The sequence below is a fragment of the Promicromonospora sukumoe genome, from assembly GCF_014137995.1.
In the GTDB taxonomy this organism is placed as follows: Bacteria; Actinomycetota; Actinomycetes; order Actinomycetales; family Cellulomonadaceae; genus Promicromonospora; species Promicromonospora sukumoe.
Window position 1 is genome coordinate 596,300 of record NZ_JACGWV010000001.1, and the last position, 20,381, is coordinate 616,680.

The window sequence follows — 20,381 nt, forward strand, 5'->3', positions numbered from 1 at the left end:
TGGCGTCAGGCGTTCCCGACGGGGGCGACGGCGATGAGGTCGCGCAGCTCGGCGAGCACCGACCGCTCGATCTCCCCGATCGAGCGGTCCTCGCCGGGCGCGATCCACTGCGTGAACGCGACGCCGAACACCGTGGCCGCCGACTCCGCCGCGAGCGTGGCGGCCGGCTCGGCGACGCCGCGGGCGCGCAGCGCGTCGCCCAGCGTCGCGGCCAGCACCGACAGCTTGTGCCGCTCCCGCTCCTGCAGCGCCTGGTTCTGGTCGATGACGGTCTGCCGCAGCCGGGAGTGGTCGCGGCGTTCGGCCGGGAAGAACTCCTCCGCCGCCCCCAGCGCCGCGGCGACCAGCTCCATCGGCGGGGCATCGTCGGGCGCGGCCGCGACGCCGCCGAGGAAGGCCTCGACCAGGAGCTGCTGGCCGTGGAACAGCACCTCGCGCTTGTCGCTGAAGTGGCGGAAGAAGGTGCGTTCCGTCAGGCCGACCGACTGCGCGATCTCCGCGGCCGTCGTCTGCTCGTAGCCGTTGCTCGCGAAGAGCTCCAGGGCGGCGGCCTGCAGCCGCTCGCTCGTGCCGGGCTGCCATCTGACCATGGCTCCAGTCTAGGTGATGACAGCGGCTGACGTCGCGCGTATGGTGATGTCTGTGACTGACGTCAGTCACAGACATCACTGGAGGTTCACCATGCAGGTTTTCGTCACTGGAGCATCCGGCTGGATCGGGTCGGCCGTGGTCGACGAGCTGCTCGCGGACGGTCACGCCGTCACGGCGCTCGCCCGGTCCGACGCGTCGGCGTCCGCGCTCGAGGCGAAGGGCGTCCGCGTCCAGCGCGGCGACCTGGACGACCTCGACGGCCTGCGCCGGGGCGCCGACGCCGCCGAGGCGGTGCTGCACCTCGCGAACAAGCACGACTTCGCGAACCCGGCGGCGTCCAACGCCGCGGAGCGCGCCGCCGTGCAGACGTTCTCCGACACCCTCGCCGGCTCGCACCGTCCGTTCCTGTTCGCTGCGGGCGTCGCCGGGCTCTCGCAGGACCGCCCGGGGCTGGCGCCGGGCCGCCCCGCGACCGAGGCCGACGACTCCCCGTCCCACGGCCCCGACTCGCCCCGCGGTGGCGCCGAGAACCTCGCGCTGGAGTACGTCGACCGCGGCGTGCGGGCGATCAGCCTCCGCTTCTCGCCGACGGTGCACGGCGCGGGCGACCACGGGTTCATCTCGGTGATCACCGACGCCGCCCGCCGGCACGGCGTCGCCGGCTACCCGGGCGACGGCACCAACCGCTGGGCCGCCGTCCACCGCTCCGACGCCGCGCGGCTCGTCGCCCTCGGCCTGGCGAAGGCCCCGGCGGGCGCGCGGCTGCACGCCGTCGCAGAGGAGGGCGTCACGAGCCGCGAGATCGCCGAGGCGATCGGCGCGGCCCTCGACCTCCCGGTCGCCTCGATCGCGCCCGACGACGTCACGGCGCACTTCGGCTGGATCGGCGGCTTCTTCGGCACGGAGATGTCCGCGACGAGCACCGCGACGCGGGAGCTGCTCGGCTGGACGCCGACCGGCCCGACCCTGGTCGAGGACATCGCGACGGGCGCCTACACGACCCCGGCCACGGTCTAGCCGGACTGGGCCCAGCCGGTCGGGAGCAATCCCCTTTGAGACCTAAGTTTCTTCGCTTTGGACGGCTTCAAAGCGAAGAAACCTAGGTCTCGAAGGTGAGGGTGTCGGTCCGGCGCGCGACAGCCGCCGCGCTGGGGGCCGGCCCGGGCCACCCGACGTCGAGCCGCCGGCACGTCGCAGGACGACAGGCGCATCGGGCGAGGCTCCGGGGAGAGTGTTGGTCCGGGGAGTGTGTTGCTCTGCGTCGACAATGTCGACGCAGAGCAACACACCCCGATCGCGAGCATCTTCTCCGGGCCTCCATGGTTCTCGACCGCGCCGGACGCCGGGCGCCCTGCGCGGGAGGCCTCAGGCCGCCGGCGCCTCGGGGATGTCCGTGGTCGCCGCGAGCGGGCGGGAGGCCTCGACGTCGTCGGACAGGCTCTGGAGGCGGCCGGCCGCCAGGCCGAGCGAGTCCGAGCCGAGGATCTGGTGCAGGGGCGCCGCGCCGGAGGTGGCGACGGTGATGATCGCCGCGGCCGCCTTCGCGGGGTCGCCGAGCTGGGTGCCCGGCATCCCGAGGTGCTGCTCGACCATCTCGCGGACGGCCGGGTACGCCTCGTTCGTGTCCGTCGGCAGGCCGAGCGACACGGGCCGCAGGAAGTCGGTGCGCATGTAGCCGGGCTCGACGAGGTTCACGCGGATGCCGTGGTCCGCCACCTCGGCGGCCAGGGACTCCGTGATCGCCTCCAGCGCGAACTTGCCTGCCGCGTACAGGCTCCAGCCGGGGAACGAGAGCAGGCCGAGGATCGAGGACACGTTGATCACGTGCCCGCTGCGCTGGGCCCGGAAGCGCGGCAGCACCGCGCGCAGCACGTTCCAGACGCCGAAGACCTGGACGTCGAACATCGAGCGGGCGTCGTCGTCCGAGACCTCCTCGACGGCGGCGAGGTAGCCGTACCCGGCGTTGTTCACGACGACGTCGAGGCCGCCGAAGCGCTCCGTCGTCGCAGCCACAGCCCGGTTCACCTGCGCCTGGTCGGCCAGGTCGACGGTCAGGGCGAGCAGCCGGCTCGTGTCGACGTCGTCGAGCGCGTTGGTCAGGCGCTCGGTGGAGCGGGTGGTGGCGGCGACGTTCTCGCCACGCTCCAGGAGCTGCCGGACGAGCTCAAGGCCGAGCCCGCGGGAGGCGCCGGTGACGAACCAGGTGGCGGGGCGGTCGGTGGGGTAGGACATGGTGTCTCCTCGGAGGTCGGGTCGGGTCGGCGCGGCGTGCCGACCCGTCAAGACTTCCGCCCGGAATTGCGCTGCAGAGCGCCATATGCGGCCCCCTGCGTCCTGGGTCGCGGCCGACTAGGACGCGGAGGTCCACCCTGACGGCTGCGCCGCGTGGGGTGGCCCGCCCAGAATGGAGGCATGGCCGGGAAGAACACGGAGCTGGCGGACTTCCTGCGTCGCGCGCGCAGCCAGGGCGACGCGTCACGCGCCGGCCTGCCCGCCGACGGCAGGGTCCGCCGCGTGCCCGGCCTGCGCCGCGAGGAGGTCGCGTTCCTGGCCGGCGTCTCGACCGACTACTACGCCCGGCTGGAGCAAGGACGGCGGATCGTGCCGTCGCCGTCGGCCGTCGACGCCATCGGGCGAGCGCTCGGGCTGGACCAGGCCGGACGTGCCCACCTGGCCGACCTCATCGGGCTCGGCTCCGCGTCGGTCCAGCCGCGCACCCGTCCCGTCCAGCGCGTCCGTCCCGGGCTGTACCAGCTCCTCGACGCCCTCGGCGACGCGCCCGTGCTGGTGCTGGGCCGCCGCGCCGACGTGCTCGCCCAGAACCGCATGGGCCGGGCCCTGTTCACCGACTTCGAGCGGCTCCCGGCGCCGCGCCGCAACTACGCGCGCTGGATGTTCCTCGACGACGGCGCACGGTCGCTGTTCGTCGACTGGGAGGAGCAGGCCCGCGCCGCTGTCGAGAACCTGCGGCTGGAGGCCGGGAACGACCCCGCCGACCGTGCTACGTCCGCGCTGATCGCGGAGCTGCGAGAGGCCAGCCCCGAGTTTGGCGACTGGTGGGCCGAGCACCGCGTCTATCAGCGCACGTACGGGTCCAAGCGGCTGCGGCACCCCGTCGTCGGCGACCTCACCGTCGAGTACGAGACCCTCGCCCTGCCCGGCGACCCCGGCACGACGCTGTACGTCTACTCGGCCGAGCCGGGCTCGCCGTCCCAGCGCGCGCTGAGCCTGCTGGCGAGCTGGTCCCTGACGACGACGCCCGGCACCGCCGCACCGTGAGCCGACGTCGGCCGGCCGGGCCCAGCCGGCCGGGGTTCAGCCGGTCGAGGCCAACCTCCTTTGAGACCTAAGTTTCTTCGCTTTGAGCCGGCTCAAAGCGAAGAAACTTAGGTCTCAAAGGGGAGGGGGAGCGGGCCTAGCCCAGCTCGCGGAGCCGGACGTCCGAGAACACCGCGCTCACCGCCGGCGCCGCGCCGCCGCCCGCGTAGATCCCGACCGCCGGGTCGGTGTCGGCGGGCAACGTCCACGTCGCGCCGAACCGCCAGGTCTCGCCGTCGCGCGACGTCGCCGACCGGTACCGGTGCTCGCCCGTGGCCGGGTCCGTGGTGTGGAACAGCCGCAGGTGCATCGTGTCGGCCACAGGCCCGGAGACGAAGCCGCCGAACCGGACCGCGCCGTCGGCCGTGAGCTCCTTGCCGAACTCGACCTGACGCGTCCTGCCGATCGACACGGAGCCGAGCCGCAGGAAGTCGTCGTCGCCCGCGTGCACCATGAGGCCCGCCTGCTGGAAGTTGCGCACCGTGTCCTCGCCCAGCGGCAGGTGCACCGTGGCCTCCAGCACGTAGTCGCCCTCGGGCGCGTCGCGCAGGAGCACCGGCGCGTCGTTCCTGGTGCCGACCAGGTCCGCGCCGGTCAGCGGCCAGGTCAGGGCGCCGTCCGCGACGTCGACGTCGGCCGGGCCGTGCTGCCAGCGCCAGCCCGCGTCCAGGCCGCCGTCGAACTCCTCGGCGAACGTGACCGCACCGGCCTCCGGCTCGGCGACCCGCTCGGTCACGGGCTCGTGCGCGGCGACGACGGTCAGGTTGTCGAGCTGCGCCTCGGCGCCGTCGGCCACGAGGCGCACCGGCGCCTTGCGGGGGAGCGGCGTCCGCGGCTCGAACCGCACCTCGGCGTCGACGTCGCCCAGCCCGCTCGACGACAGCCGCGCGGCGATCCCGCCGTCGCGCGCCTCGACGGTCAGCACGCGCCAGTCGGTCAGGTCCGTGGTCTCCGGCAGCGCCGCGCGGGCCGTCTGCCGTCCCTGCCCGACGACGAGCTCGTGCGCCCCGGCGTCCAGCCGCACCGACACGGCGGCCGGCCCGGCGCCGCCCACGCGCACCGTGAACGCGCCGTCGGCGTCGGGCAGGCGCACGTCCGTCTCGACCCGCACGTCGCGCGGGGCGGCCTTGGTCTGCACGACGGCGGAGTGCCGCCGGTCCGGGACCAGCCGCGCGATCGAGCCCGCGTCGCCCGAGCCGTCCGTACCCCGGGCGAGCGTGCCCGTGACGCGCCTCAGCGCGTGCCCGGAGGCCGGGTCGGCGCTGACGATGCCCAGCTCGCTCGCGGCGACCGGCGCGGTCTGCGCGCCCTCGCTCGGGCCCGCCCCCGCGTTGACCACGGGCCAGCCGTCGATCCAGTCCATCCGGTCCAGCAGGGTCGGCCGGCGGTTGACGCCGCCGGGCTCGTTCAGCCACGCGTCGTCGCGGTCGATGCCGTGGTACAGCATCCAGTCCTGCCCGGACACGTCGGAGAACACGGCGTGGTGCCCGACGCCGATCCACCGGTTCCCGTTCTGCGCCACGACGAGCGTGCCGCCCACACGGGACTCGTTCATGCCCACGCCCTCGTGGTCGGTGAACGGGCCGAGCGGTGACCTCGACCGGCCGGTGTACACGCTGTACCCGGTCACGGGGCCGGAGCAGCAGTTCGCCGACGACCCCATGAGGTAGTACCAGCCGTCCCGCTTGACCACGAACGCGCCCTCGTAGCGGTCCGCGACGGTCACGCGCGTGGGCTCGCCGACGGCGCGTGTCCCGGTCTCGTCGAGCTCCGTGACCCAGATGCCCCCGTTGAAGCCGCCGAAGTAGAGGTAGCGGGAACCGTCGTCGTCGGCGAAGAGAGCCGGGTCAATCGTGTTGAGGTAGCCGCCGCCGGGCGCCGGGCGCGGGTCCAGGACGGGGCCGCCGGAGTCGGTCCACGGTCCCGTCGGGGTGGGCGCCGTCGCCACGCCGATCGTGTAGTCCCAGGGATCGGGGTTCGCCGCGGTGTCGGTGACCGTGTAGTACATGACGTACTGGCCGTCCACGTACCGGATGTCCGGCGCCCAGAAGTAGGAGGCGTCCGCGGCCCAGGCCGGCTTGTTCTCGTCGTCGAAGATGGTGCCCACGTACTCCCAGCTCGCCAGGTCGCGGGACTTCGCCACGTGCATGTCGCCGAACGGGCCGCCGGTGACCAGCGGGTCGCTCGTCGCGTACAGGTACCACCAGCCGTCCTTGCCGCGGATCACGGCCGGGTCGGCGTAGGTGTCCGAGAACGGGTCCGTGATCGGGTTGGTGTACGTGGTGCCCGACGACGGTAGGGCGGCCCGGTCCGTGCCGGTCCTGTCGGTCGTGGCGGGTGCGGCGGTCGCCGGTGGCGTGCCTCCCGCGGCGGGCAGGGCCACCGCGCTGACGACCAGCGCGACGGTGGCGAGGGCGGCTACGAGCCGGATCTCCATGGTGTGGTGTCCCTTCGGGCGGCTGCGCGCCACGTCCTCGATGACGTGGCCGTCGCTCCTTTACAACGGATAACCACGGGCGAAGTTACAACGGATAACCTGCGGTCGGCAAGGGCGGTCGGTCGGGCGGTCGGCGGCGCGGTCAGCCGAGCCGGAGCTCGTAGAACCGCCACAGGTGCTGGAGCTCCGCGGGGATCTCGGACCCCGCGTACGGCGTGCGCTCGACGAACCCGCGCGACTCGTAGAGGCGGTGCGCGTCGCCCATGAAGCGGTTGCTGTCCAGGCGCACGATGTGGGCTCCGAGGTCGTCCTGGGAGCGTTCCAGCAGCCAGTCCAGCATTTCCGAGCCGAGGTGCGTCCCGCGGTGCCCGGGGCGCACGAACATCCGCTTGATCTCGACCACGCCGCCGTCCTGCACGCGCAGCGCGGCGACGCCGGCGGGTTCGGCGCCGGCCGTGTACGTCCCGCCGTCCGCCGCTCCGCCGTCCGCCCAGGCAATCGCCAGCAGCCCCGACGGCCTGCGGAACTTGTCCAGATCCGCGCTCGTGTGCCGCGCGTTCGTGCCCATCGCGAAGCCGTAGGTCTGCTCGAACGTCGCGAGCGCCCACGTCATGTACTCCGTCATGAGCTGGAGCACCGCGGACTCGTCCTGCTCGGTGGTCTCGCGGACCCGGGGGTGATCCAACGTTTCTTCCTCTCACGCCTGTGGCGGACCGTGCGGTCCCGCCGGCTGAGGCTATCCCCGGCGTCGGGCCGGGTCGCCGTCGTCCCGTCGTCGGGCCAGGCCGGGCTGCCGCCGTCGGGCCGGACGGCGCACCGGCCGAGCCGCCCAGACCAAGCCGCCCCGGCCGGTGGTCTAGCCTTGCCGGAGCAGTGTCCCCACCGTACGGAGCGCTGCTCCGCCGGGCCCAGCGGCACGGGCGGACCGAGTTCACGGCCAGGTCAGGGGCGATCAGTGAGGGTGACGTTGCGCGACGTGGCGGAACGCGCCGGGGTCTCGTTCAAGACCGTGTCGAACGTGATCAACGGGCACCCGAACGTGCGTCCCGAGACGCGTGAGCGGGTCGAGTCGGCGATCGCGGAGCTGCGCTACCGGCCCAACACGTCGGCGCGGAGCCTGCGCCACGGGCGGGCCGGGTTCCTGGCGATCGCGCTGCCGGAGCTGACGTCGCCGTACTTCGCGGGGCTGGCCTCCGAGCTGGCCGCGGCGGCGCGGGCGGTGGGGCAGTCGGTGCTCATCGAGGAGACGTCGGGCGACCTGGCCGGGGAGCGCGCCGTGCTCGACGGGCTGCCGAGCCACCTGGTCGACGGCGTCGTCTTCAGCCCGCTGGTCACCCCGGTCGCGGAGGTCGCGCAGCGGCGGGACGGCACGCCGCTGGTGCTGCTGGGGGAGTACGGGGAGCCCGCGGGCGTGGACCACGTGGGCGTGGACAACGTCGCGGCGGCCCGGGACGTCACGCGGCACCTCCTGGACCTGGGCCGACGTCGGATCGCGGGCATCGGCCTGCAGAGCGGCGACGGCACCGGCCGGCTGCGCGGCGAGGGCTACCTGGCCGCGCTGGCGGACGCCGGTGTGGCCGCCGACCCGGCGCTCGTGGTCGAGACCACGGACTACCACCGGGCCAGCGGCGCCGACGCCGTGGCCGGGCTGATCGACCGCGGCGTCGCGTTCGACGCGGTGTTCTGCTTCAACGACCTGATGGCGCTGGGCGCGCTGCGCGCCCTGCACGAGCACGGGCTGCGGGTGCCGCAGGACGTGGCCGTCGCCGGGTTCGACGGCATCGAGGACGGCGAGTTCTCCGTGCCGTCCCTGACCACCGTGACGCCCGACCTGCCCCGGCTCGCCGCGGAGGCGGTGCGCCTCGTGATGCGGCGGATCGCCGAGCCCGGCGCCCCCGCCGAGCACGTCGTGGTGCCGCACCGGATCACGGCCCGGGAGAGCACCCGTGACGCCCTGCCCCCGGCGGCGTCCCCGGCCTAGACTCTGTGCCATCCGCCGCGGCCGGTACGTGCCGTGGCCGGAGACCCACCGGAGCGACGTGAGGACCGAACGATGACCGACGAGTGCACGCACCTGGACCAGGTCGCGGTCCTCGAGCCCGAGAACCGGGAGGGCTGTCCGGAGTGCCTGGCCCTCGGCGGCACCTGGGTCCACCTGCGCAGCTGCCTGGTCTGCGGGCAGGTGGGCTGCTGCGACTCCTCCCCGGCCAAGCACGCGACGGCGCACTTCAAGGAGTCCGGCCACCCGCTCATGCGGTCCGTCGAGCCGGGCGAGGGCTGGGGCTACTGCTACACCGACGACGCGATGATCTCGTCGACCACCCTGGGCACCCGCAAGTACTGACCTACTGACCGGAGGCACCCCATGAGAGCAGGTCTGATCGTGGCCGGCGTCGTCCTCGTGATGATCGGCTGCGTGTTCACGCTGCAAGGGCTCGGCTACCTCGCCGGCAGCCCGATGACGGGCGTCGAGCTGTGGGCGGTGATCGGGCCGATCCTCGTCGTCATCGGGATCGTGCTGATCGTCCAGGCCGCGCGGACGGGGCGGACGGGCCACCCCGGCTGAGGCTGTTGTTTGCGGCTGGCCGGACTGAGCTGGGTTCAGCAGGCTGGAGGCGACCGTTACCGCTGCGGAAGCGGTCGCCCGGGGCCTGCTGAACCTTCCTCAGTACCCCTGGGTCAGGGGAGCGCCGCCGTGAGCAGGCGGTCCAGCGCCGCGTGCGCCTGCCGCGCCGAAGCCGCCCGGTCCGGCTGCTGCGCGACCCAGAGCGCGGCCTCGTTCATCGCGCCGGAGAGTTGCGCGGTCAGCGCGTCGAGCAGGTCATTCGCGATGCCCGCCTCCCGGAGAGCCTCGCGCAGGTGCGCGGCAGAGTTCGCCTCGTCGAGCCGGCGCCACTCCGCCCAGCCGACGACGGCGGGGGCGTCCACGAGCAGCACCCGCAGCGCCGGGCCGGCGGTGATGGCGTCGATAAAGGCGTGCGACCCCGCGCGGAGCTGTTCGCGCGCGTCCTTGCCCGCGCCGTCTCTGCCCGCGCCGTCCTTGCCCGCGCCGTCGGCTCCTGCGCCGTCCTTGCCCGCGCCGTCGGCGGCCGCGACGACGGCGTCCGCGACCTGCGACTGGAGCCGGGCCGCGACCGCCAGGAACAGCCCCTGCTTGTTCCCGTAGTGGTGGTAGACCGCGCCGCGTGTGACCTCGGCGGCCTGGGCGACGTCGTCGAGCGAGACCGCGGCGAAGCCGCGCGCGGCGAACAGGTCGGTCGCCGAGTCGAGCACCTGGCGGGCGGTGTGGGCGGCGGCTGCCGCGGAGGCACGGGGCACGGGCTCTTCCTTTACGTACGCAGTGTATGTATCGTGGGTCTCGTTACATACACAGTGTACGTAAAGGAGCGTCCGATGTCCGTCACCAGCTTCTACCCGGTCCTCATGGCGCAGGACGTCGTCGCGGCGGCGACCTTCTACCGCGACGCGCTCGGGTTCGAGAGCACCTACGAGTCCGACTGGTACGTCAGCCTGCGCCTCGGCGCGTTCGAGCTCGCCGTGGTCGCCCACGACCACCCCACCGTCCCCGAGGGCTACCGCGCGCTCCCGCGCGGCGTCCTCGTGAACCTGGAGGTCGACGACGTCGACGCCGTGCACGCGCGACTGACCGAGCGCCTCGGCCTGTCCCCGGTGCTGGCGCTCCGGGACGAGGGCTTCGGGCAGCGGCACTTCATCGTGCCCGCGCCCGACGGCGTGCTGCTCGACGTCATCCAGCCGATCCCCCCGACCGCCGACTACGCGCAGGCGTACGCGGGCTAGTCGGGACGCCCCGCGGAGGCGGGTCGTCGAACGTAGGGCTGGTCGCATTCTGAGTGCTCAGAGAGCGACCAACCCTACGTTCGGCACTTCCCGGCCGGAGGCCGCATCGGGTGTCGGTGGCGGGTGGCATGCTCTGCGCCATGTCGCAGCAGACCACTTCTCCGAGCGCCGAGGTAGCCGCCGTCCTGGCCGCCGTCGAGGCCTTCGACTGGACCACCGTCTCTCACGCCTACGGGGACGCCACCGACCTCCCCGAGATGCTCCGGGCGCTCGCCCTCGACCAGGACACCGGGCCCGACAGCGCCGGGGGTGACCTGTGGGGCTCGATCTGTCATCAGGGCACCGTGTACTCGGCGTCGGCCGCGGCGGTCCCCTTCCTGGCCGGCCTCGCGGTCGCCGGCGCCGCGCCCACGGAGTGCTTCTGGCTGCTCGGCGCGATGGCCGAGAGCGAGGACACGGCCCCGGGCGCGGAGGAGGACGTGCGGAACGCCGTCCGCGCCGAGATCGACCGCCTCCTCTCGTTCGCGACGCACCCCGACGCGGAGGTGCGTCAGGCCGCCGTGCACGCCTTCGGGCAGGCCCGCACCGCTGACGTGCTGCCCGCCCTCCGGACGGTCCTGGAGCGCGACGCGGCCGCAGTCGTGCGTGCGGAGGCCCTGATCGCGCTGGTCCGTTGCGACGCCCCGGAGCAGGCTGCCCTGATCGCCGCGGCCTACGACGACGGCGCCGCCGAGGTGCGCCTGGCGAGCGTCTTCGCCGCGTTCGACGCCGGCCTGCCCTGGGACGACCGGGTCCAGCAGGTGCTGCTGTCCGTCGACGGCCTCGATGACATCGGCAGCAGTCTGCACGACGGCCACCGGCACGAGCCCCTGTCCTGGGTGGTCGGTGAGCTCTGCGACGCCGGGCACGGTGCGGAGGCAGCCAGGCTCGTGCTCGAAGCGGCGGACCGGGCCGACGGCGACATCTCGGCCGTGCTCTGGGCTGCGACCCAGGCGTGCGAGGCGTCGCGGGTCGCGACCGAGCTGCTGCGCCCGCTGGCCGAGAAGCACGCCGGCAACTCCGAGGGGCGCTGGCTCGCGGAGACCATCGGTTCGCGGGCGGACTCCACCCCGGCACCCCGGCCGCTCGTGCTGACCTTCGACCAGCCCCTTCTCCCGGGAGCGGCGCCGGACCTCGGCATCGAGGAGCTCCGCGAGCGCGCCGCGGCGCCCCTGCCGGACGACGGGCTGACGACGCCGGACATCGACAGGAAGCTGATGGCGGCGGCGACCCTCTGGGAGCGCACGGCCGACCCGGCGCCCATGGTCGGCGCGGTGTCCGAGGCGGCCGAGCGCCTGTCCGGCCGGGAGAGCTTCATCTGGGGCTACGAGCGCGCGTCGGCCGCGCGCACCGCGGCCCGGCTGGGCCCGGCGGCGGCACCCCTCGAGGCAGCACTGCGCACATTCCTGGCCGATCCGATCGCACTCGCGGCGTCCGCGACCGCGCTCGTGCGGGCCGGGTGCGACCTCGACGCCGACGACGTCGGGCTCCGCCTCGCCGCCCAGGCGGGGGAGTACCGCGACGAGGACACCGTGACGGCGCTGGCCACGCTCGCCCCGCTGCTGTCGCCGGCGAGTGTTCAGCGCTGGCGCGAGGTGATCGACCAGGACGAGCGGCTGGTCGGCCGAGGGCTCCAGAAGTCGGCCGTCGCGGCCGACGAGCAGTTCCGCGCGGACCTGCTCGCCGCGCTCGGAAGCGCCGCCCGTCGCTGACGCGCCGCCGGCGCGGCGGCCGGCGGCGTCGAACGTAGAGTTCGTCGCTCACTGGGCGCGCATCCGGCGACGGAGCCTACGTTCGGCCGGGCGGCGCCGGCGTCCCTCGGGTGAGGCGTCGGCCGGGCGGCATCTGGGGAGCGGCAGGTGAACGTAGGGCTGGTCGCATTCTGAGTGCTCAGAGAGCGACCATCTCTACGTTCGACTCCCAGGGCGGGTGCGGCAGCGGGGGCGGCGACTCGGTCACGGCTCGCGGGGCAGGTCGTCCATGTCGCCCGTCGCCGGGATGCCCTCGGCGAGGCCGTAGCGCAGGTGGACGATGCCGTTCGGGCTGGTCTCCGGCGGGTCGAGGAGGCTGAGGTTCGACGGCACCGCGCCGTCGTCGAACACCTTCTTGCCGACGCCGAGGACGATGGGGTGCACCCACAGGTCGAGGGTGTCGAAGAGCTTCTCGCGCAGCAGGGTCTGCACCAGGTTCACGCTGCCGACGACCCTGATCTGCTCGTGCCGGTCGCGGATCTCGCGCACGGCCGCCGGCAGGTCAGGGCCGAGTCGCGTGGAGCCCGCCCACGTGAGGTCGGGGGTGCCGCGCGACGCCACGTACTTGGGGATCCGGTTGAACAGCTCGGCGAACGAGGCGGCGTCGTCGCCCTCGTACTGCGGCCAGTAGCCGGCGAAGATGTCGTAGGTGCGGCGGCCCAGCAGCAGGGCGTCGGTGCCCTCGTAGGCGGCGTCGACCTGTGCTCCCGAGGCGGCGTCGAGCAGGGGAACCTGCCAGCCGCCGAACGGGAAGCCCTCCGGGTCCTCCTCGGGGCCGCCCGGCGCCTGCGCGACGAGGTCGAGGGTGGTGAACAGCTCGATCTGGATGTTGCCCATGGTGTGCTCCCCGGTGAGTGCGCTCTTTCCCGGGTAGACCCGCGCGCCCCACAAGACTCATCGCACCCCCGCCCTGCCCCTGCCCGCCCCGGCCCCCCGGGCTCCCGCCGCGGGTGACAGATTGAGCGCGGACTTGGTTGCGGAATGCGGCCTGAGAGCGCAACCGGGCCCGCGCTCATTTTCTCCGGCCGGAGGGCCGGCCGCCGGACGACGGCGGCTCAGCCAGCGGTCTCCGTCAGGAGCACGCCCAGACGGTTGAGGGCGCCCGGCACCACCGAGTAGTACGCCCACTTGCCGCGCTGCTCGCGGGTGAGCAGGCCGGCGTCGACCATCAGCTTGAGGTGGTGGCTCACCGTGGGCTGCGACAGCCCGACCGGCTCGGTGAGGTCGCAGACGCACGCCTCGCCGCCGTCGTGCGCGGCGATGACGGACAGCAGCCGCACGCGCGTCGGGTCGCCGAGTGCCTTGAACACGCGGGCGAGCTCGACGGCCGTCTCGGGGTCGGCCGCCTCGCGCACCAGCGGCGCGCAGCAGGCGCCGGCGGCGGTGTCCCGGCTGGTGCGCGGCGTCTGCGCCAGAGGAAGGGTGGTCGTCATGCGAACATCTTGCCACGCATCGACGTCTGTGGATATGTTGCACACGTCAACCCATCGAGAAGTTTCGATCTGAGGAGTGGGTCATGTCCGAGACGCCCCGCGAGAGCCTGCCCGTCGTCGTCATCGGCGCGGGTCCGGTCGGCCTCGCCGCCGCGGCACACCTGCTGGAGCGCGGCCTGGAGCCGCTCGTCCTGGAGGCGGGCGGCGACCCGGGGGCCGCCGTCGCCTCCTGGGGCCACGTGCGCCTCTTCTCCCCGTGGCGGTACGACGTCGACGCCGCCGCCCGCCGTCTGCTTGCCGACACCGGCTGGGCGGAGCCCGACCCGGACACCCTGCCCACCGGCGGCGACCTGGTCCGCGACTACCTGACGCCGCTGGCCGGGGCCCTCGGCGACCGGGTCCGCTACGGGGCCCGCGTGACCGACGTCGCCCGCGACGGCGCCGACCGGTCCCGCTCGCTGGGCCGCGAGCGCCGCCCCTACCTGGTGCGATACACCGTGGGTGCAGAGACACGGGAGGTGCGGGCGCGCGCGGTGCTCGACGCCTCGGGTACGTACGGGACGCCCAACCCGCTCGGGCCGTCGGGCCTGCGGGCGGTCGGCGAGGAGCGCGCGGCCGGCCACCTCAGCGGCGGCCTGCCCGACGTGCTCGGCGTCGACCGCGAGCGGTTCGCGGGGCGGACCACCCTGGTGGTCGGCATGGGCCACTCGGCGGCGAACACCCTGCTCAGCCTGGTCGACCTCGCCGCGGACGAGCCGGGCACACGGATCGTGTGGGCCATCCGCGGCGGGTCCCCGCGCCGCCTGTACGGCGGCGGGTCCGACGACGAGCTGCCCGCCCGCGGCCTGCTCGGCACCCGGCTGCGCGACGCGGTCGAGGCCGGCGGCGTCGAGCTGCTCACGCGGGTCGCGATCGAACGCCTCGACGTGCCGGCGGCACCCCAGGACGGCGTGCGCGTGCTCGGCACCGCGCGCCAGGACGGCGTCGACGGCGCCCTGGACCTGCGCGTTGACACGATCGTCAACGCCACCGGGTTCCGGCCCGACCTCGACCTGCTGCGCGAGATCCGCCTCGACCTCGACCCCGTGGTCGAGGCCCCGCGCGCCATCGCGCCGCTCATCGACCCCAACCACCACTCCTGCGGCACCGTGCCCGCCCACGGCGAGACCGAGCTCGCGCACCCCGACGACGGCTTCTACCTCGTCGGCATGAAGTCCTACGGCCGGGCGCCGACGTTCCTGCTGGCCACCGGGTACGAGCAGGTGCGGTCCGTCGCCGCCGCCCTGGCCGGGGACCGCGCCGCCGCCGACGCCGTCGAGCTCAACCTGCCGCAGACCGGCGTCTGCTCCTCGGACCTGGCGCTCGCCGCCGACGCCGACGGCGTGGTCACGCCCGGGGCGCTGGCGCTCGCGGAGGCGTCGGGCGGCGGGTGCTGCGCGGCGCCGTCGGGCCCGCAGGCGGTGACGCTCGGGCTGGGCGCGCCGCCCGAGGCGGTCGGCGGGTGCGGCGGGACGACGGCGGAGGCGTCCGGATGCGGCACGTCGGCCGCGCCGGCAGCACAGCCCGAGCCGGTCAAGGCCGGCTTCGCGACCGGCGTCGGGCACGGTCGCTCCGGCGACGAGTGAGCTGGCGCGTCAGGCCGCGGGTTCCACGCCGAGCTCGGCGAGCAGGTGACGCACCCGCCGCTCGATCTCGTCGCGGATGGGCCGCACGGCGTCGATGCCCTGCCCGGCCGGGTCGGCCAGCTCCCAGTCCTCGTACTTCTTGCCGGGGTAGAACGGGCAGGCGTCGCCGCAGCCCATGGTGATGACGACGTCGGACGCCTGCACGGCCTCGTCCGTCAGCACCTTGGGCCTCTCGGCGCGGATGTCGATGCCGCGCTCCAGCATCGCGTCCACCGCGGTGGGATTGATCATCTCGGCGGGCATGGACCCGGCCGAGCGCACCTCGACGGCGCCGTCGGACAGGGCGCGCAGGAAGCCCGCGGCCATCTGGGAGCGGCCCGCGTTGTGCACGCAGACGAACAGGGCGGACGGCTTGGGCTCGGTGAGCTCGTCGGTGGTCATCGGGTTCTCCGTTCGGTCGGGGTGGTCGTGGGGTTCGCCGTCGGGCCGGCGATGTCGCAGGTCACGCGGGCAGGAGGTCGGCGAGCAGGGCGCGAACACGCCGGTCCAGCTCGTCGCGGATGGCGGCGACGCCGGCGGGGGAGGCGAGCGCGGGGTCGCCCACCGTCCAGTCCTCGTAGCGGGTGCCGGGCAGCACCGGGCAGACGTCGCCGCAGCCCATCGTGACGACGACGTCGGCCGCGCGGACGGCGTCGTCGGTCAGGGGCTTGGGGTAGAAGCGGGTGACGTCGTCGACCTCCTCGGCCGCGCCGACGTCGTCCATCTCGGCGAGAAGGGTGCGGACGGTCGCGTGCACGTCGGGCGCGGGCGCCGACCCGGCGGAGCGGACCGCCACGCGGTCGCCCGCGTGGTGGCGCAGCAGGGCGGCGGCGAGCTGGGACCGGCCGGCGTTGGCGACGCACACGAAAAGCACCTGCGGCGTCCGTGACGCGCCCGCCTCCGCCGGGGCGGACTCCAGCGCGTGCGCCCGCTCCGCGTCGATGATCCGCTGCCGCGCGAAGTGCTCGGTCAGCGGGACCAGGTGCGTGGGGTCGCCGCCCCGGCGCAGCAGGGCCGTGTACGACTCGCGGACCACCCGCACGCACTCGCCGCGCGGCGTCGCCGGGAACCGCTCGGCCAGGGAGTCGGCCAGGTGGTCCAGGGCCGGTTCGGCGTCCGCCAGGACCGGGGGATGCGGCGGCTCGGGCGAGCCGACGGCGGCCGGCGCGAACCGGTCCAGCAGCGTGCTCAGCGCGCCCCGGTAGGTCGGCTCGACGCGGTACCAGACCGACGTGCCGCGCCGGTCCGCGGCGAGCAGGCCGCTCTCGCGCAGCACCCGGAGGTGGTGCGACACCGTGGGCTGGGACACTTCGGTCAGCGTGGCGAGCTCCCCGACCGTGACCTCGCCCCCGGCGCTGGTCGAGATCGCGGAGAGCATGCGCAGGCGCAGCGGGTTGGCGAGCGCCTTGAGCGTGGACGCGACGGCGCTCGCGGCGTCCGCGCCGATGGCGTGCGACTCCAGGGCGGGCGTGCTCGCTGCGGGGGCTGGCATGAGGCTCCTGTATCGATGGACGTCTATGTTGATGCTCATCAATGTAGCACCCGCCTGCCTGGACCAACGCCTCGCGCCCGGTGATCCGAAAGTCCCCCCGGATGGCTGGGGCTACTGTGGAAGGCGCAAGGGGCGCGACGCTGGAGGATGCTGTGGCGGAGCATGCTCGTGAGAGGGATGAGCTCCTGCTCGACGCTCTGGCGGACCTCGGCCGCGGGCTCGACCTCGAGGCGACCCTGAACCAGATCAGTGCGATCGCCGCTCGTCTGGTCGGGGCCAGGTACGTAGCACTGGGTGTCCTGGGCGACGACGGACACATCGCGCGGTTCCTCACGGTCGGCATGCCGGCCGCCCAGGTGCGCGCCATCGGTGCGCACCCGACCGGCCGCGGGATCCTCGGCGAGCTGATCCGGCACCCCGTCCCGCTGCGGCTGCACGACCTGGCCGAGCATCCGGCCTCCGTGGGCTTTCCCGCGCACCACCCGCCGATGCGGTCGTTCGTGGGCGTGCCGCTGCGGGTGCGTGGCGCGGCGTTCGGCAACCTGTACCTCACGGAGAAGGACGGCGGGGGCGACTTCACCGAGGACGACCAGCGGCTGCTGGAGGCACTCGCCGTCGGCGCGAGCGTCGCCATCGAGAACGCCCACCTCTACGAGGAGTCGCGGCTGCGGGAGCAGTCGGCGCGCGCGAACGACGAGATCCTGCGCCAGGTGCTCGTCGGCCACGCCCCCGAGGACGTGCTCGCCCTGATCGCCGATCACGCGCTCCAGGCCGCCGACGCGGACATGACGCTCATCGCCCTGCCCGATCCCGAGTCGAGGCGCCTCGTCGTCCGGTCCGCGGCCGGCCTGGAGGCGAAGCGGCTGGTCGGCGTCATGCTTCCGCCGGCCGGCAGCTTCTCGAGCACCGTCTTCCAGTCGGGCATCCTGATCGTCTCTCCCGACGCCGCGGCCGACGAACGCGCCCAGCTCTCGTTCCGGCTGCGTCGCGAGATCGGTCCGCTCGTGGTGCTCCCGCTGGGTGAGCCCGGCAGCACCCGGGGGGTGCTGGCCGTCGGGAGGTACGGCGGGGGCGACCCGTTCGAACCCCTGGTCGTCGAGGCGTTGCAGGGCTTCGCGGCCCAGGCGGCGGTCGCGCTGGAGCTCGCGGAGCACCGTGCGGACGCGGAGCGGTTCGCCGTCCAGCGCGACCGGGAGCGCATCGCCCGCGACCTGCACGACCTTGCCGTCCAGCGCCTGTTCGCGACCGGCCTGTCGCTGCTGGCGGCCGGACGCGACCTCGACCCCGAGCACGCCCGGCAGATCGACCATGCGGTCGACGAGATCGACGAGACGATCGCACTGATCCGGACCACCGTGCACCGCCTGCAGCCCAGGGGAGTCAGCTCTCCGCAGGTCAGCCTGCGCTCCAGCGTCTTCGCCGAGATCGACACGGCCACCGGTCCGCTGGGCTACACGCCCCGGCTGCAGTTCGACGGCCCCGTCGACACGGCCGTCCCGCCCGACGTCGCCGAGCACGTCGTCGCCGTCCTGCGCGAGGCGCTGTCGAACGTCGCCCGGCACGCGCACGCCCGGACGGTCTCGGTCCGCCTTGCGGTGTCCTCCGACGACGTGGTCCTCACCGTCGTCGACGACGGGGACGGAATTCCCGAGGACGCGCACCTCAGCGGGCTCGACAACCTCGCCCGGCGGGCGGCGGACCTGGGCGGGTCGCTCGGCGTCGATCCCGGAACCACGAACGGCACCCGGCTGGAGTGGCGGGTGCCCCTGCTGGAGGACGACGCGTGAGCGCTCCCGCCGGGGTCGTGCCGGCGCGGGTCACCGGATCGTGAGGTAGTCCTGCGGCTCGTCGGCGGTGGCGTCGGCGGCTTCGCCGGCAGGCTCCGCGCACGGGCCCTGGGCCGGGTCGCGCGGTCCGGGGGCATCGTGGCACCCGATCGCCGCCCGCTGCCGGGCGCGGTCGCAGGTCACCGTGATGACGCCCTCCGGAGGCTGGTCCGTGTCCCAGGTGCGCGGCACCCAGGCGTACAGCGGGCAGCCCAGCCGGGACGCGACGCGACGGGCGGCGCGCGCCGCACGGACGAGGTCCGGGTGGCTGCCTGGTGCACCGGCGTCGATCGTCAGCACCGCGTCGACGGGTCCCGCGACCGACCGCAGCTCCGTGGCGAGCACCTCCGGCGGGTTCCACTGCAGGTGCGCGGCGCGGTGCTCCAGCAGCGTCGCCTCCCGGGCGCCGAGCAGGCGAGCCGCCCGGAGGAGCTGCGCCGCGCGGACCGGGCGACGTCGTCCGTCCGGGTCGGGACCCGGGTCGTGGGTCATGCAGATCACCTGCACGGCGGTGCCGGTGTCGGCGAACGCGGCAATCACACCGCCCAGCGTCACCGTGGCGTCGAAGGGATGGGCGCACACGACCAGGAGGCGCCGGGTCCTCGGAAGGGGCTCTGGTGGCGACTCGGCCACGCGCTCGGGCTTGCTCTCGGGCTCGGGCGCGGTCTCGCGCGGGGCGACCTCGTGGACGACCGTGGCTCGCATGGCAGCTCCCCTCAGGAGGTGGTTCCTCCTGAGGGTCGCTCCGGCGGCCCGGGGCGGGGCAGGGACCAAGGTCCCCTCGCGGCCGGGTGAAGGTCCCGCGGGTACGTCCCTGGCTTCTATCGGCCGACGGCGGTTCGCCCGGTCGGTCTGTCGGTCGGTCGACGTCGGCTCAGTTGGTCGAAGCCGCCGACGCAGCCGCCGGCCGCTCGCCGAACCACTGCTCGGCGCCCCACGCCTCGAACAGCTGCACCTCGGTGAACCCCAGCCGCTTCGCGAGGCGCATCGAGCGCTCGTTGGCGGTCTGGGTGACGAGTACGACCGGCTCGTCCGGGACGGCGTCGTCGAACCACCCGAGGACCGCGGCGCAGGCCTCGGCGGCGTACCCCTGCCCCCACGCGTTCGGGAGAAACAGGTAGCCGAGCTCCACCCGTCCGAGGGCCGGACCGAACTCGTGGTTCCCGGTGCGCCGGTCGAGCTGGACCAACCCGATCATCGCCCCGTCGAGGTCGACGACGAACTGACCCGAGCGCGCCTGAGGCGTCGCGGAGATCTCGCGTTCGAGCTCGTCGCGCGGTCGGGCGCCGCCGACGTAGGCGTTCACCTCGTGGGATGCGCCGAGCTCGATGATCGTGGCGCGGTCGCGTGGCTCGGGCTGCCGGAGAAGGAGCCGTTCGGTGCTGATCGGGGCGGGAGGCCAGGTGAGGGGTCCGAGGTCTGCCATCGGTGCAGGTTACCGATCTTGTCCGGGGTGGTTCCACGGGCGTGTCGGTGGTCGTCGCTAGGGTCCCGCACTGTGGACTTGATCGCGATGCAGGTCGCCGAGGACCTGATCGGAACGCCCGAGGACGCCGAGCGGATCGGCCGGGGGATGAGCGACGCCCAATGGGCGCTTGAGGGACCGAGGAACGCCGACGCGTGGACCGATGCCGACCCGGAGGCCAGGCTTGAGATGGACTGGACCCTGCGTGTGGTCGACCAGCTGATCGCCGGCGACCGTGACACGAGAGATCACTCGGTTCACTCACAGCAGGGGTTCTCCATGTACGACGGCTACCTCATCCCGCTCGACGACGAGGAGGCCGGCATCATGGTGCAGTCCGCGCACGACGTGAAGCATGCCGCCGACTTCTTGGAGACGTTCGTGGGCGACGACGGTCCGCTGGATCGCCATGTCGGCCTCCTCCGGGCGCGTTATGACGAGGAGCAGCTTCGGGCCGGGCGCGCGACGCTCCGCCGGACCGTGGGGTTCTACGTCCGTGCGCGAGATCGGCAGATGGCGGTCGTGAAGTACTGCGCGGTCGGCTGACGCGGGCGCGGGCAGGAGCCG

Annotated in this window: 21 protein-coding genes; 10 read left to right on the forward strand and 11 right to left on the reverse strand. The window is 73.9% G+C overall.

What is annotated here, in order from left to right; translation table 11 throughout:
- Window positions 1-5 precede the first annotated feature (5 nt).
- A complete protein-coding gene (locus FHX71_RS02700) occupies window positions 6-590 on the reverse strand; it encodes a TetR/AcrR family transcriptional regulator (protein ID WP_182614302.1) in 585 nt (194 codons plus the stop codon).
- Window positions 591-681: 91 nt separating this feature from the next.
- Here FHX71_RS02700 and FHX71_RS02705 point away from each other — a divergent pair, with 91 nt between their 5' ends.
- A complete protein-coding gene (locus tag FHX71_RS02705; RefSeq protein ID WP_182614303.1) occupies window positions 682-1,608 on the forward strand; it encodes an SDR family oxidoreductase in 927 nt (308 codons plus the stop codon).
- A gap of 348 nt (window positions 1,609-1,956) precedes the next feature.
- On the opposite strand, the gene FHX71_RS02710 is transcribed toward FHX71_RS02705, so the two are convergent.
- A complete protein-coding gene (locus tag FHX71_RS02710) occupies window positions 1,957-2,823 on the reverse strand; it encodes an SDR family NAD(P)-dependent oxidoreductase (protein WP_182614304.1) in 867 nt (288 codons plus the stop codon).
- Between the two features lie 180 nt (window positions 2,824-3,003).
- Between FHX71_RS02710 and FHX71_RS02715 the strand changes: the two genes are divergently transcribed.
- Window positions 3,004-3,870: a helix-turn-helix transcriptional regulator gene (locus FHX71_RS02715; RefSeq protein ID WP_182614305.1), complete on the forward strand. Its 867-nt coding sequence runs from the start codon at window positions 3,004-3,006 to the stop codon at window positions 3,868-3,870.
- A gap of 136 nt (window positions 3,871-4,006) precedes the next feature.
- Here FHX71_RS02715 and FHX71_RS02720 read toward each other — a convergent pair whose 3' ends face one another.
- Both FHX71_RS02720 and FHX71_RS02725 read right to left on the reverse strand, forming a co-directional pair.
- Window positions 4,007-6,346: a glycoside hydrolase family 43 protein gene (locus FHX71_RS02720; RefSeq protein WP_182614306.1), complete on the reverse strand. Its 2,340-nt coding sequence runs from the start codon at window positions 6,344-6,346 to the stop codon at window positions 4,007-4,009.
- A gap of 142 nt (window positions 6,347-6,488) precedes the next feature.
- A complete protein-coding gene (locus FHX71_RS02725; RefSeq protein ID WP_182614307.1) occupies window positions 6,489-7,031 on the reverse strand; it encodes a GNAT family N-acetyltransferase in 543 nt (180 codons plus the stop codon).
- Window positions 7,032-7,301: 270 nt separating this feature from the next.
- On the opposite strand from FHX71_RS02725, the gene FHX71_RS02730 reads away from it, so the two are divergent.
- The 3 genes from FHX71_RS02730 (at window position 7,302) to FHX71_RS02740 (ending at window position 8,912) form a co-directional block, all read left to right on the forward strand.
- Window positions 7,302-8,327 (forward strand): LacI family DNA-binding transcriptional regulator, encoded by a 1,026-nt coding sequence (locus tag FHX71_RS02730; protein ID WP_182614308.1) that lies wholly within the window; start codon window positions 7,302-7,304, stop codon window positions 8,325-8,327.
- 72 nt (window positions 8,328-8,399) lie between these two features.
- Window positions 8,400-8,690, forward strand: a complete 291-nt coding sequence (locus FHX71_RS02735; protein ID WP_182614309.1) for a UBP-type zinc finger domain-containing protein — start codon at window positions 8,400-8,402, stop codon at window positions 8,688-8,690.
- A gap of 21 nt (window positions 8,691-8,711) precedes the next feature.
- Complete coding sequence (locus FHX71_RS02740) at window positions 8,712-8,912, forward strand: hypothetical protein (RefSeq protein WP_182614310.1); 201 nt, start codon at window positions 8,712-8,714, stop codon at window positions 8,910-8,912.
- A 113-nt stretch (window positions 8,913-9,025) separates the two neighbouring features.
- Here the strand turns inward: FHX71_RS02740 and FHX71_RS02745 are convergent, their stop codons facing one another.
- Window positions 9,026-9,664 (reverse strand): TetR family C-terminal domain-containing protein, encoded by a 639-nt coding sequence (locus FHX71_RS02745; protein WP_182614311.1) that lies wholly within the window; start codon window positions 9,662-9,664, stop codon window positions 9,026-9,028.
- Window positions 9,665-9,739: 75 nt separating this feature from the next.
- Between FHX71_RS02745 and FHX71_RS02750 the strand changes: the two genes are divergently transcribed.
- Entirely contained in the window at window positions 9,740-10,144 is a 405-nt protein-coding gene (locus FHX71_RS02750) for a VOC family protein (protein WP_182614312.1), read from the forward strand.
- A 140-nt stretch (window positions 10,145-10,284) separates the two neighbouring features.
- On the forward strand, window positions 10,285-11,895 hold the full coding sequence (locus FHX71_RS02755) for a HEAT repeat domain-containing protein (protein WP_182614313.1): 1,611 nt from the start codon (window positions 10,285-10,287) through the stop codon (window positions 11,893-11,895).
- A 243-nt stretch (window positions 11,896-12,138) separates the two neighbouring features.
- Here FHX71_RS02755 and FHX71_RS02760 read toward each other — a convergent pair whose 3' ends face one another.
- Window positions 12,139-12,771: a dihydrofolate reductase family protein gene (locus FHX71_RS02760; protein ID WP_182614314.1), complete on the reverse strand. Its 633-nt coding sequence runs from the start codon at window positions 12,769-12,771 to the stop codon at window positions 12,139-12,141.
- Window positions 12,772-12,989: 218 nt separating this feature from the next.
- The gene (locus FHX71_RS02765; protein WP_182614315.1) at window positions 12,990-13,367 is read right to left on the reverse strand and encodes an ArsR/SmtB family transcription factor; all 378 of its coding nucleotides are present in this window, start codon (window positions 13,365-13,367) and stop codon (window positions 12,990-12,992) included.
- 83 nt (window positions 13,368-13,450) lie between these two features.
- Between FHX71_RS02765 and FHX71_RS02770 the strand changes: the two genes are divergently transcribed.
- Complete coding sequence (locus FHX71_RS02770; protein ID WP_182614316.1) at window positions 13,451-14,992, forward strand: FAD-dependent oxidoreductase; 1,542 nt, start codon at window positions 13,451-13,453, stop codon at window positions 14,990-14,992.
- 9 nt (window positions 14,993-15,001) lie between these two features.
- On the opposite strand, the gene FHX71_RS02775 is transcribed toward FHX71_RS02770, so the two are convergent.
- Both FHX71_RS02775 and FHX71_RS02780 read right to left on the reverse strand, forming a co-directional pair.
- Entirely contained in the window at window positions 15,002-15,433 is a 432-nt protein-coding gene (locus FHX71_RS02775; RefSeq protein ID WP_182614317.1) for an arsenate reductase ArsC, read from the reverse strand.
- A 61-nt stretch (window positions 15,434-15,494) separates the two neighbouring features.
- Window positions 15,495-16,523, reverse strand: a complete 1,029-nt coding sequence (locus tag FHX71_RS02780; RefSeq protein ID WP_182614318.1) for a metalloregulator ArsR/SmtB family transcription factor — start codon at window positions 16,521-16,523, stop codon at window positions 15,495-15,497.
- Between the two features lie 152 nt (window positions 16,524-16,675).
- Here FHX71_RS02780 and FHX71_RS02785 point away from each other — a divergent pair, with 152 nt between their 5' ends.
- Window positions 16,676-18,310: a sensor histidine kinase gene (locus FHX71_RS02785; RefSeq protein WP_312876902.1), complete on the forward strand. Its 1,635-nt coding sequence runs from the start codon at window positions 16,676-16,678 to the stop codon at window positions 18,308-18,310.
- Window positions 18,311-18,340: 30 nt separating this feature from the next.
- On the opposite strand, the gene FHX71_RS02790 is transcribed toward FHX71_RS02785, so the two are convergent.
- A complete protein-coding gene (locus FHX71_RS02790) occupies window positions 18,341-19,054 on the reverse strand; it encodes a PIG-L deacetylase family protein (RefSeq protein WP_182614320.1) in 714 nt (237 codons plus the stop codon).
- A gap of 169 nt (window positions 19,055-19,223) precedes the next feature.
- Window positions 19,224-19,775 (reverse strand): GNAT family N-acetyltransferase, encoded by a 552-nt coding sequence (locus FHX71_RS02795; protein WP_182614321.1) that lies wholly within the window; start codon window positions 19,773-19,775, stop codon window positions 19,224-19,226.
- Between the two features lie 72 nt (window positions 19,776-19,847).
- Here FHX71_RS02795 and FHX71_RS02800 point away from each other — a divergent pair, with 72 nt between their 5' ends.
- Entirely contained in the window at window positions 19,848-20,360 is a 513-nt protein-coding gene (locus FHX71_RS02800; protein ID WP_182614322.1) for a hypothetical protein, read from the forward strand.
- Window positions 20,361-20,381: the final 21 nt, after the last annotated feature.

Bases quoted from the DNA above. Each gene is read 5' to 3' on its own strand.
- FHX71_RS02700 (WP_182614302.1), bottom strand. From the start codon at position 590: ATGGTCAGATGGCAGCCCGGCACGAGCGAGCGGCTGCAGGCCGCCGCC.
- FHX71_RS02705 (WP_182614303.1), top strand. From the start codon at position 682: ATGCAGGTTTTCGTCACTGGAGCATCCGGCTGGATCGGGTCGGCCGTG.
- FHX71_RS02710 (WP_182614304.1), bottom strand. From the start codon at position 2,823: ATGTCCTACCCCACCGACCGCCCCGCCACCTGGTTCGTCACCGGCGCC.
- FHX71_RS02715 (WP_182614305.1), top strand. From the start codon at position 3,004: ATGGCCGGGAAGAACACGGAGCTGGCGGACTTCCTGCGTCGCGCGCGC.
- FHX71_RS02720 (WP_182614306.1), bottom strand. From the start codon at position 6,346: ATGGAGATCCGGCTCGTAGCCGCCCTCGCCACCGTCGCGCTGGTCGTC.
- FHX71_RS02735 (WP_182614309.1), top strand. From the start codon at position 8,400: ATGACCGACGAGTGCACGCACCTGGACCAGGTCGCGGTCCTCGAGCCC.
- FHX71_RS02740 (WP_182614310.1), top strand. From the start codon at position 8,712: ATGAGAGCAGGTCTGATCGTGGCCGGCGTCGTCCTCGTGATGATCGGC.
- FHX71_RS02750 (WP_182614312.1), top strand. From the start codon at position 9,740: ATGTCCGTCACCAGCTTCTACCCGGTCCTCATGGCGCAGGACGTCGTC.
- FHX71_RS02755 (WP_182614313.1), top strand. From the start codon at position 10,285: ATGTCGCAGCAGACCACTTCTCCGAGCGCCGAGGTAGCCGCCGTCCTG.
- FHX71_RS02760 (WP_182614314.1), bottom strand. From the start codon at position 12,771: ATGGGCAACATCCAGATCGAGCTGTTCACCACCCTCGACCTCGTCGCG.
- FHX71_RS02765 (WP_182614315.1), bottom strand. From the start codon at position 13,367: ATGACGACCACCCTTCCTCTGGCGCAGACGCCGCGCACCAGCCGGGAC.
- FHX71_RS02770 (WP_182614316.1), top strand. From the start codon at position 13,451: ATGTCCGAGACGCCCCGCGAGAGCCTGCCCGTCGTCGTCATCGGCGCG.
- FHX71_RS02775 (WP_182614317.1), bottom strand. From the start codon at position 15,433: ATGACCACCGACGAGCTCACCGAGCCCAAGCCGTCCGCCCTGTTCGTC.
- FHX71_RS02780 (WP_182614318.1), bottom strand. From the start codon at position 16,523: ATGCCAGCCCCCGCAGCGAGCACGCCCGCCCTGGAGTCGCACGCCATC.
- FHX71_RS02790 (WP_182614320.1), bottom strand. From the start codon at position 19,054: ATGCGAGCCACGGTCGTCCACGAGGTCGCCCCGCGCGAGACCGCGCCC.
- FHX71_RS02795 (WP_182614321.1), bottom strand. From the start codon at position 19,775: ATGGCAGACCTCGGACCCCTCACCTGGCCTCCCGCCCCGATCAGCACC.